Annotated in this window: 8 protein-coding genes; 7 read left to right on the top strand and 1 reads right to left on the bottom strand. The window is 63.9% G+C overall.

The features are described from left to right. The 5 genes from grpE to ACE3SS_RS06800 form a co-directional block, all read left to right on the top strand. On the top strand, window positions 1-301 hold a 301-nt coding region (grpE, locus tag ACE3SS_RS06820), incomplete at its 5' end, for a nucleotide exchange factor GrpE (protein ID WP_374592414.1). Between the two features lie 74 nt (window positions 302-375). Then, window positions 376-2316, top strand: coding sequence for a molecular chaperone DnaK (gene dnaK, locus ACE3SS_RS06815; protein WP_374592413.1), 1941 nt, complete (start codon window positions 376-378; stop codon window positions 2314-2316). A 122-nt stretch (window positions 2317-2438) separates the two neighbouring features. Next, window positions 2439-3587 (top strand): molecular chaperone DnaJ, encoded by a 1149-nt coding sequence (dnaJ, locus tag ACE3SS_RS06810; RefSeq protein ID WP_374592412.1) that lies wholly within the window; start codon window positions 2439-2441, stop codon window positions 3585-3587. A 191-nt stretch (window positions 3588-3778) separates the two neighbouring features. After that, window positions 3779-5407, top strand: coding sequence for a response regulator (locus ACE3SS_RS06805; RefSeq protein WP_374592411.1), 1629 nt, complete (start codon window positions 3779-3781; stop codon window positions 5405-5407). Between the two features lie 94 nt (window positions 5408-5501). Further along, window positions 5502-6410: a cation diffusion facilitator family transporter gene (locus ACE3SS_RS06800; RefSeq protein WP_374592410.1), complete on the top strand. Its 909-nt coding sequence runs from the start codon at window positions 5502-5504 to the stop codon at window positions 6408-6410. A gap of 19 nt (window positions 6411-6429) precedes the next feature. Here ACE3SS_RS06800 and ACE3SS_RS06795 read toward each other — a convergent pair whose 3' ends face one another. Then, complete coding sequence (locus ACE3SS_RS06795) at window positions 6430-8697, bottom strand: Orn/Lys/Arg decarboxylase N-terminal domain-containing protein (RefSeq protein WP_374592409.1); 2268 nt, start codon at window positions 8695-8697, stop codon at window positions 6430-6432. A 185-nt stretch (window positions 8698-8882) separates the two neighbouring features. On the opposite strand from ACE3SS_RS06795, the gene ACE3SS_RS06790 reads away from it, so the two are divergent. Together ACE3SS_RS06790 and ACE3SS_RS06785 are read left to right on the top strand one after the other, a co-directional pair. Next, window positions 8883-9305, top strand: a complete 423-nt coding sequence (locus ACE3SS_RS06790; protein WP_374592408.1) for an NfeD family protein — start codon at window positions 8883-8885, stop codon at window positions 9303-9305. Window positions 9306-9340: 35 nt separating this feature from the next. Further along, window positions 9341-10246 (top strand): SPFH domain-containing protein, encoded by a 906-nt coding sequence (locus ACE3SS_RS06785; RefSeq protein WP_374592407.1) that lies wholly within the window; start codon window positions 9341-9343, stop codon window positions 10244-10246. Window positions 10247-10248 lie beyond the last annotated feature (2 nt).

Raw genomic sequence — 10248 nt, 5'->3', positions numbered from 1 at the left:
CAAAGACAGCCTCGAAGCCGCCATCGCCACCCACGCCGCGCAGCAGGCCGGCTCGGTCGAGCAGATGCTGGAGGGCGTGCACGCCACGCTGCGTCAGCTGGCGTCGGCCTTGGAGCGCAACAAGGTCGTCGAGCTCAACCCGCCCGCGGGCACCAAGTTCGACCCGCATCAGCATCAGGCCATCAGCATGGTGCCCGCCGATCAGGAGGCCAACACGGTGGTGACCGTGCTGCAAAAAGGCTACTCGATCGCCGAACGCGTGCTGCGCCCGGCCCTGGTGACCGTCGCCGCGCCGAAATGAGCGCTTGAAATCGGCCGACGCATCCACACATCCATAACAAGCAAATTTCAGATTCCAGACTTAGGAGCAATCACATGGGCAAGATCATTGGCATCGACCTGGGCACCACCAACTCGTGCGTGGCCATCATGGAAGGCAACACCACCAAGGTGATCGAGAACAGCGAAGGTGCGCGCACCACGCCGTCGATCATTGCCTACCAGGAAGACGGCGAGATCCTCGTCGGCGCCTCGGCCAAGCGTCAGGCCGTCACGAACCCGAAGAACACGCTGTACGCGGTGAAGCGCCTGATCGGCCGCAAGTTCACCGAAAAAGAAGTGCAGAAGGACATCGACCTGATGCCCTACACCATCGCCGCCGCCGACAACGGCGACGCGTGGGTTGAAGTTCGCGGCAAGAAGATGGCCCCCCCGCAGGTGTCGGCCGAAGTGCTGCGCAAGATGAAGAAGACCGCCGAGGACTACCTGGGCGAAGCGGTCACCGAGGCCGTCATCACCGTGCCGGCGTACTTCAACGACGCGCAGCGCCAGGCCACCAAGGACGCCGGCCGCATCGCCGGCCTCGACGTCAAGCGCATCATCAACGAACCCACCGCCGCCGCCCTGGCCTTCGGCCTGGACAAGCACGGCGCCGGTGACCGCAAGATCGCCGTGTACGACTTGGGTGGCGGCACGTTCGACGTGTCCATCATCGAAATCGCCGACCTCGACGGCGAGAAGCAGTTTGAAGTGCTGTCGACCAACGGCGACACCTTCCTGGGCGGCGAAGACTTCGACCAGCGCATCATCGACTTCATCATCTCCGAGTTCAAGAAAGACCAAGGCGTCGATCTGAGCAAGGACGTGCTGGCGCTGCAACGCCTGAAGGAAGCCGCTGAAAAGGCCAAGATCGAGCTGTCGAACAGCACGCAGACCGACATCAACCTGCCCTACATCACGGCCGACGCATCGGGTCCGAAGCACCTCAACATCAAGTTGACGCGCGCCAAGCTCGAAGCCCTGGTCGAAGAGCTGATTGAACGCACCATTGCACCCTGCCGCACCGCCATCAAGGATGCCGGCGTGGACGTGTCCAAGATCGACGACGTGATTCTGGTTGGCGGCATGACCCGCATGCCCAAGGTGCAGGAGAAGGTCAAGGAGTTCTTCGGCAAGGAGCCGCGCAAGGACGTCAACCCCGACGAAGCGGTGGCCGTGGGCGCCGCCGTGCAGGGCCAGGTGCTCTCGGGCGACCGCACCGACGTGCTGCTGCTCGACGTGACCCCGCTGTCGCTGGGCATCGAGACCATGGGTGGCGTGATGACCAAGATGATCGCCAAGAACACGACCATCCCGACCAAGTTCGCCCAGACCTTCTCGACCGCCGACGACAACCAGCCGGCCGTGACCATCAAGGTCTTCCAGGGCGAGCGCGAGCTGGCCTCGGGCAACAAGCTGCTGGGCGAGTTCAACCTCGAAGGCATCCCGCCCGCACCGCGCGGCACGCCGCAGATCGAAGTGTCGTTCGACATCGACGCCAACGGCATCCTGCACGTCGGCGCGAAAGACAAGGGCACCGGCAAGGAAAACAAGATCACCATCAAGGCCAACTCGGGCTTGTCTGAAGACGAGATCCAGAAGATGGTGAAGGACGCAGAGCTCAACGCCGCCGAAGACAAGAAGAAGGTCGAACTGGTGCAGGCCAAGAACCAGGCCGACGCGCTGGTGCACAGCGTGCAGAAGTCGCTGACCGAGTACGCCGACAAGCTCGAAGCGGGCGAGAAGGACAAGATCGAAGCCGCGATCAAGGAAGTCGAAGAAGCCATCAAGGGCGACGACAAGGCCGCGATCGACGCCAAGAGCGAAGCGCTGATGAGCGCCAGCCAGAAGCTGGGCGAGAAGGTCTACGCCGACGCCCAGGCCCAGCAGGCCGCAGCCGGTGGCGCGGCCGGTGGCCCGGAAGCCGCAGCAGCCCAGAGCAAGCCGGCCGACGACAACGTGGTCGATGCCGACTTCAAGGAAGTCAAGAAAGACTGACCCTCATCTGGCGCACGAACACGGGCACAGGGCGCGCAGAGACCATCTCTGCGCCCCTGTGCCTGTCTGGTTTCAGGCGCTGACCTGATAGCCCCCACCCACGCGAACCAACGAGCACCAAGATGGCCAAGCGCGACTTTTATGAAGTCCTCGGCGTTGCCAAGAACGCCTCGGACGAAGACATCAAGAAGGCTTATCGCAAGCTCGCGATGAAGTACCACCCTGACCGCAACCAGGGTGACCAGGCCAAGGAATCCGAAGAGAAATTCAAGGAGGCCAAGGAGGCCTACGAGATGCTCTCGGACCCGCAAAAGCGGGCGGCCTACGATCAATACGGCCACGCCGGCGTCGACCCCAACATGGGCGCCGGGCGCGGCGGCCCGGGCGCCGAGGGCTTTGGCGGCTTTGCCGAAGCCTTTGGCGACATTTTTGGCGACATCTTCGGCGGCCAGGGTGGCGGCGGGGGGCGTCGCGGTGGGCAGCAGGTCTACCGTGGCGCCGATCTGTCTTACGCCATGGAGATCACGCTCGAAGAAGCGGCCAACGGCAAGGAAACCCAGATCCGCATCCCGAGCTGGGAAAACTGCGAAACCTGCAGCGGCTCCGGCGCCAAGCCCGGCACCAGCGCCAAGACCTGCCCGACCTGCCACGGCTCGGGCCAGGTGCACCTGCGCCAAGGCTTCTTCAGCATCCAGCAAACCTGCCCGCATTGCCACGGCAACGGCAAGATCATCCCGGAGCCCTGCACCACCTGCAGCGGCCAAGGCAAGATCAAAAAGAACAAGACGCTGGAGGTCAAGATCCCGGCCGGCATCAACGAGGGCATGCGAATCCGCTCGGCCGGCAACGGCGAGCCCGGCACCAACGGGGGGCCGGCGGGCGATCTGTACATCGAGATCCGCATCAAGCAGCACGAGATCTTCGAGCGCGATGGCGACGATCTGCACTGCACCGCGCCGGTCAGCCTGACCACGGCCGCGCTGGGCGGCAGCATCACCGTGCCCACGCTGGGCGGCAAGGCCGAGATCGAATTGCCCGAAGGCACGCAGCACGGCAAAACGTTCCGGCTGCGCGGCAAAGGCATCAAGGGCGTGCGCTCCAGCTACCCCGGCGATCTGTACTGCCACATCACCGTCGAGACCCCCGTCAAGCTCACCGAACACCAGCGCAAGCTGCTCAAGGAGCTCGACGAGTCGTTCAAGAAAGGCGGCGACAAGCACTCGCCGAACGCCAAGAGCTGGACGGACCGCGTGAAGGACCTCTTCAAGTAAAGGCTAAAGGCGTGACGCGCAAATGCGTGGCGTATGTCACGCCCGCCGTCTGCAATGGCACCTCCGGGTGCCATTTTTCTTGCCCTGTTCAAGTTACGCGGCCAGCAAGCCGAAATGCTCACGTATCACGGTCAATCGCAGGGCCGCCAACGCTGCGAAGTCTTTCACGGACAGCGAACCTGAGGATTCCGATGCGCGGACTAGCCGCCGACATGCACAACTGCCAGGCGTTGATCATCGACGCCAACCCCACGTCGCGCAGCATCCTGAGCGGGATGCTGCAAGACTTGGGCGTCACCACCGTGGTGCAGGCCGGCAAGCTGGCCGATGCGCGCAAGGTGCTCGAGAACCGCGTGTTCGACGTCGTGCTGTGCGACTACCACTTCGACGACTCGGCCGTCTCGGGCCAGGATCTGCTCGAAGACCTGCGCCGCGCGCAGATCCTGCCGTTCTCGACCGTGTTCGTGATGGTGACGGCCGAGGCCTCGTACGCCAAGGTGGCCGAGGCGGCCGAATCCGCGCTCGACAGCTATCTGCTCAAGCCGCACAACTCGCACAGCCTCGCCGAGCGTCTGCATCTGGCGCGCCATCGCAAGAAGGTGCTCAAGCACATCTTCCAGGCCATCGAGGAAGACGACTTCGAGCACGCCGCCAAGCTGTGCGTGTCACGCTTCAACAAGCGCGAGGAATATTGGCTCTACGCCGCCCGCATCGGCGCCGAACTGCTGCTGCGCCTGGGCCGTCACGATGACGCTCGCCAGCTCTTTGAAGCAATTCGTCAGGCCAAGGCCCTGCCCTGGGCCAAGCTCGGCATTGCTCGCGCGCACATGGAGGCCGGGCAGCACGGCCCTGCCAAGCGCACGCTGGAAAGCCTTATCTCCGACAACCCGACCTACGCCGACGCCTTCGACATCATGGGGCGCGCCCAACTGGAGCAGGGCGACTTTGAGGCGGCGTTCGAGACCTACCAGCGCGCGGTGGACATCACGCCCTCGTCGATCGGTCGGCTGCAAAAGCTCGGCATGATGGCCTTCTACCTGGGCAAGACCGACATCGCCACCCGCATGCTGGAGCGCGCCACCACGCTGGGCGTGAGCAGCAAGATGTACGACTACCAGACGCTGGTGATGCTGGCGCAGATGCGCTTTGAGAAGAAGGACAGCAAGGGCGTGCAACGCTGCCTCGACACGCTGTCGCACGCTTTCGACAAGCAGCAAAACAGCGGCCGCCTGCGCCGCCTGCTGCAGACCGTGCAGGTGCTGCAACAGATGCAGCATCGGCAGGTCGCCGAGGTGGTCCGACTGGTCAAGAGCCTGTCGGACGACATGAGTGAGCCAGATTTCGACTTTGAAGCTGCCTGCAACATGCTCGGCCTGCTGGCGCGGCTCAAAGCCACCGAACTCGAGTTGCCGGATGCGGACGGGTGGATACAGAAACTCGCCGCCCGGTTTTGCGTATCCAAGGCGTCCAGCGAACTGCTGGCCTGCACCGCGCGACTGCACCCGCCCTACGAAGAAGCCGTTCGCGTCGGACACGCCAGCATCGGCACCTTGGCAGAACAGGCCATGACGCACGCGCTCGCCGGCTCGCCCGGATCCGCCGCCAAATCGCTGTTCATGCAAGGCGCCAAGACCTACAACGCCAAGTTGCTGGACTTGGCCGATATGGTGCTCAACCGCTACCGCGAGCAGATCCCGGATGCCAATTCGCTTGCCGAGATGATTCAAGAGCTGCGCGGCCGCTACTGCCGCCACGGTGCCCATGTGCAACTGGGCAAGAACGCCGCCCGCCAATCTGGTGGTCTGCGCCTGAAGAGCTGACACACCTCGTCAGTCGGTTGTCAGCTATCCTGCGAGCCCGCTCGACTTGAGCATTCCCGGCGCACTGCGCCCCGTGATCCGCAGCCTGACCACCATGTCCGCCTCGTCCGATTCCTTGAAATCCATCCTGTTCGCGCTGGGCGCGAATTTCGCGATTGCCTTGTCCAAAACCGCGGGCGCCATCTTCACCGGCTCGTCGTCGATGTTGGCCGAAGCGATTCACTCGTACGCCGACTGCGGCAACCAGGCCATGCTGATCTGGGGGCTGAAAGAAGCCAAGCAGCCGCCCACCGCCGACCACCCGCTGGGCTACGGCAAGGCCATCTATTTCTGGAGCTTCATCGTCGCGCTGATGCTGTTCAGCATGGGCGGCCTGTTTTCGATCTACGAAGGCGTGCACAAGCTGCACGACACCGAGCCGGTGCAACACGCCTGGGTAGCCGTGGCCATCCTCGCGTTTGGCGTGGTGGCCGAGGGCGTCTCGCTCTGGGGTGCCGTGCGCGAACTAAACAAGGGGCGCGGCAGCAAGAGCATGTGGCGCTGGTTCAAAGAGTCTCGCCAAAGCGAGCTGATCGTGGTGGTGGGCGAAGACATTGCCGCGCTGGCTGGCCTGACTCTGGCGCTGTGCTTCGTGCTGTTGAGCATGGCCACCGGCAACCCCGTGTGGGACGCCATCGGCTCCATCGCCATCGGCGCCATGCTGGTGCTGGTGGCCGTGCTCGTGGGCGCCGAGGTCAAGGCCTTGCTCGTTGGGCAGTCGGCAGAACCCGAGACGCTGCGGCGTATTCGCAGCTTCTTGCGTGCCCGCCCCGAAGTGGCCGAGGTCTACAACGTGCTGAGTCAGCAACTGGGCGGCGACATCATGCTGGCCATCAAGGCGCGCATGACGCCGCAAGGCAGCGAGGTCGGCCTGATCGAAGCCATCAACCGCGTCGAAGCAGACTTGCGCAAAGAGTTCGCTCAGGTTCGCTGGATCTTCTTCGAGCCGGACCTGAAGGACTGAGCGATCAAAGACTGACGGCTCAGTCGTCTCGCACGCAGTCCACGTAGAAGCGCGCCTCGCCGTTCGGCAATTCTTCTTCGACAAGGCCGTGCACATCGGTCTCGAAGCCCGGGAACTGCGCATTGAACGCTTGAGCAAAACGCAGGTAATCGACGATCTTCTTGTTGAAGCGCTCACCCGGAATCAGCAGCGGGATGCCCGGCGGATACGGTGTCAGCAGCGAGGTGGTGATGCGTCCTTCGAGCTGGTCGATGCCCACGCGCTCGGTCTTGCGGTGGGCGATGTAGGCATAAGCCTCGCTGGGCTTCATGGCCGGATGCAGGTCTGACAGGTACATCTCGGTGGTCAGGCGCGCGATATCGCTGCGGGCGTACATCTCGTGGATCGACTGGCACAAGTCACGCAGCCCCATGCGCTCGTAGCGCGGGTGCTTGGCGCAGAACTCGGGCAGGATGCGCCACATCGGCTGGTTCTTGTCGTAGTCGTCCTTGAACTGCTGCAGCGCGGTCAGCATCGTGTTCCAGCGGCCCTTGGTGATGCCGATGGTGAACATGATGAAGAACGAGTACAGGCCGGTCTTCTCGACCACCACGCCGTGCTCGGACAAATACTTGGTGACGATGCTCGCCGGGATGCCCGTCTTGGCGAACTTGCCCGACACGTCGAGCCCCGGAGTGATGATGGTCGACTTGATCGGGTCGAGCATGTTGAAGCCCGGCGCCAGGTTGCCAAAGCCGTGCCACTTCTCGTTGGCCTTGAGCACCCAGTCCTCGCGGTCGCCCACGCCCGAGTGAGCCAGCTTCTCGGGGCCCCAGACCTTGAACCACCAGTCGCGGCCGAATTCCTTGTCGACCTTGCGCATCGCGCGGCGGAAGTCGAGCGCTTCTTGAATGCTCTCCTCGACCAGCGCCGTGCCGCCCGGGGGCTCCATCATGGCTGCGGCCACGTCGCAGCTCGCGATGATCGCGTACTGCGGGCTGGTGGACGTGTGCATGAGGTAGGCCTCGTTGAACAGCGAGCGATCGAGCTTGCGCTGTTCGGAGTCGGCCACCAGGATCTGCGACGCCTGGCTCAGCCCGGCCAGCAGCTTGTGCGTGGACTGCGTCGAAAACACCAGCGCCTCTTTGGTCTTGGGCCGATCGCGCCCGATGGCGTGCATGCCCTTGTAGAAGTCGTGGAAGGTCGCGTGCGGCAGCCAGGCTTCGTCGAAGTGCAGCGTGTCGATCGTGCCGTCGAGCATGTTCTTGATCTGATCGACGTTGTAGAGCACGCCGTCGTAGGTGCTCTGCGTGATGGTGAGCACGCGCGGCTTGACCTTTTTCGGGTCCACGCCCTTGAGCAGCGGGTTGGCGGCGATCTTGCGGCGGATGGTTTCGGGCTCGAACTCGCTTTGCGCGATCGGGCCGATGATGCCGTAGTGGTTGCGCGAGGGCGTCAGGAACACCGGCACGGCGCCCGTCATGATGATCGCGTGCAGGATGGACTTGTGACAGTTGCGGTCCACCACCACCACGTCGCCCGGCGCCACCGTGTGATGCCAGACGATCTTGTTCGACGTGGACGTGCCGTTGGTGACGAAGTAGCAATGGTCGGCGTTGAAGATGCGCGCCGCGTTGCGCTCGGACGCCGCCACCGGGCCGGTGTGGTCGAGCAGTTGGCCGAGTTCATCGACCGCGTTGCAAACGTCGGCGCGCAGCATGTTTTCGCCGAAGAACTGGTGGAACATCCGCCCCACCGGGCTCTTCAAGAAGGCCACGCCCCCCGAGTGGCCCGGGCAGTGCCACGAGTAGGAGCCGTCGTGCGCGTAATCGACCAGCGCCCGGAAGAACGGCGGCGCCAGCGAATCGACGTAGCTCTTGGCCTCGCGGATGATGTGACGCGCCACGAACTCGGGCGTGTCCTCGAACATGTGGATGAAGCCGTGCAGCTCGCGCAGCACGTCGTTCGGGATGTGCTGCGCCGTGCGCGTCTCGCCGTACAGATAGATCGGGATCTCGGCGTTCTTGAAGCGGATCTCGCTGACGAACTGCCGCAGGTTTTTCAGCGCGGCATCGACTTCTTCTTTCGAACCGCTGCCGAACTCTTCGTCGTCTATCGACAAGATGAACGCGCTGGCGCGGCTTTGCTGCTGGGCGAATTGCGACAGGTCGACGTAGCTCGTGACGCCCACCACCTCGAAGCCTTCTTTTTCGATGGCATCGGCCAGCGCGCGAATACCCAGACCCGAGGTGTTCTCGGAGCGAAAGTCCTCGTCGATGATGACGATGGGGAAGTGAAAACGCTGCATGGCGGAGCCTCCGCGACCGGGGCAAATGGCCGGTCAAAACGACAAAGCGCGAAGTGTAGGGCCGTCGGATGACCGTGTGCGAGGCGTCACACCGTTTTTTCGGGCAAGCGCGTAAACTGGCTCGGCCCGCTGGTCGAGCCATCAAGGCGCCCGGCGCACGGCCTGAGCTTCAACCGGAATTCTCCATGACCGACTCGACCATGTGGTGGATCGCCGCCGGCGTCCTGACCGGCCTAGAGCTGGCTTCGGGCACCTTTTACCTGCTGATGCTGGCCCTGGGGCTGGCTGCCGCCGCGTTGTCGGCCAGCCTGGGAGCCAGCCACGCCACTCAACTCGTGATGGCCGCCGTGGTGGGTGGCGGTGCCGTCGTGCTGTGGCACGTCGTTCGCACCTCGCGCCCCACCCCCGCATCGCGCGCCAACCCCGACGTCAATCTCGATATCGGCAACACGGTTCACGTGTCGCACTGGCATGCGGACGGCACCGCGCGCGTCCAGCACCGCGGCGCGCCCTGGGATGCCCGCTACGAAGGCGGCACGCCGCCCACCGGCCCGGGCGACTACGTGATCCGCGCCATCGACGGCGCCACCCTCGTCCTGGGGCGCTGAAGCCGCCCGCCTCGATTCAAACCCGAAAGCCCCGCATGGAAATCGCACTCGTCCTCTTCGTTCTGGCCATCGTCTTCGTCACGCAAGCCATCAAGGTCGTGCCGCAGCAGCACGCCTGGGTGGTCGAGCGTCTCGGCAAATACAACACCACGCTGGTGCCAGGGCTGAACTTCATCATGCCCTTTGTGGATCGGGTGGCCTACAAGCACGTGCTCAAGGAGATCCCCCTCGACGTGCCCAGCCAGATCTGCATCACCAAGGACAACACCCAGCTGCAGGTGGACGGCATCATCTACTTCCAGATCACCGATCCGATGCGTGCCAGCTATGGCTCGAGCAATTACGTGTTCGCCATCACCCAGCTGGCGCAGACTTTGCTGCGCTCGGTGATCGGCAAGATGGAGCTCGACAAGACCTTTGAAGAGCGCGACCAGATCAACGCTTCGGTGGTGAATGCACTCGACGAAGCCGCCACCAACTGGGGCGTAAAGGTACTGCGCTACGAAATCAAGGACCTCACGCCGCCCGCCGAGATCTTGCGCGCCATGCAGGCCCAGATCACCGCCGAGCGCGAGAAGCGCGCGCTGATCGCGGCCTCCGAGGGGCGCAAGCAAGAGCAGATCAACCTGGCCAGCGGCGAACGCGAGGCCTTCATCGCCCGCTCGGAAGGCCAGCGTCAGGCCGAAATCAACCAGGCCCAGGGCCAGGCCGCGGCGATCGTGGCGGTGGCCGACGCCACGGCCGATGCCATCCGCAAGGTGGCGCAGGCCATCCAGCAGCCGGGCGGCGAGCAGGCCGTGCAGCTCAAGGTGGCCGAAAAGGCCGTCGAGGCTTACGCCCAATTGGCCCAGAAGAACAACACCATGATCGTGCCGGGCAACATGAGCGAAGTCTCGGCGCTCATCGGCACCGCCATGACGCTGATTAAGCAAAGGAGCTGACC

The organism is Aquabacterium sp. (assembly GCF_041915145.1).
Taxonomy (GTDB): Bacteria; Pseudomonadota; Gammaproteobacteria; order Burkholderiales; family Burkholderiaceae_C; genus Aquabacterium.
Note: the sequence above shows the minus strand (reverse complement) of the source record. Positions and strands in the feature narration are given on the sequence as shown.

What these genes read in the sequence shown, in the direction of transcription:
- ACE3SS_RS06800 (WP_374592410.1), top strand. Translation starts at nt 5,502, where the DNA reads ATGTCCGCCTCGTCCGATTCCTTGAAATCCATCCTGTTCGCGCTGGGC.
- dnaK (WP_374592413.1), top strand. Translation starts at nt 376, where the DNA reads ATGGGCAAGATCATTGGCATCGACCTGGGCACCACCAACTCGTGCGTG.
- dnaJ (WP_374592412.1), top strand. Translation starts at nt 2,439, where the DNA reads ATGGCCAAGCGCGACTTTTATGAAGTCCTCGGCGTTGCCAAGAACGCC.
- ACE3SS_RS06795 (WP_374592409.1), bottom strand. Translation starts at nt 8,697, where the DNA reads ATGCAGCGTTTTCACTTCCCCATCGTCATCATCGACGAGGACTTTCGC.
- ACE3SS_RS06805 (WP_374592411.1), top strand. Translation starts at nt 3,779, where the DNA reads ATGCGCGGACTAGCCGCCGACATGCACAACTGCCAGGCGTTGATCATC.
- ACE3SS_RS06790 (WP_374592408.1), top strand. Translation starts at nt 8,883, where the DNA reads ATGACCGACTCGACCATGTGGTGGATCGCCGCCGGCGTCCTGACCGGC.
- ACE3SS_RS06785 (WP_374592407.1), top strand. Translation starts at nt 9,341, where the DNA reads ATGGAAATCGCACTCGTCCTCTTCGTTCTGGCCATCGTCTTCGTCACG.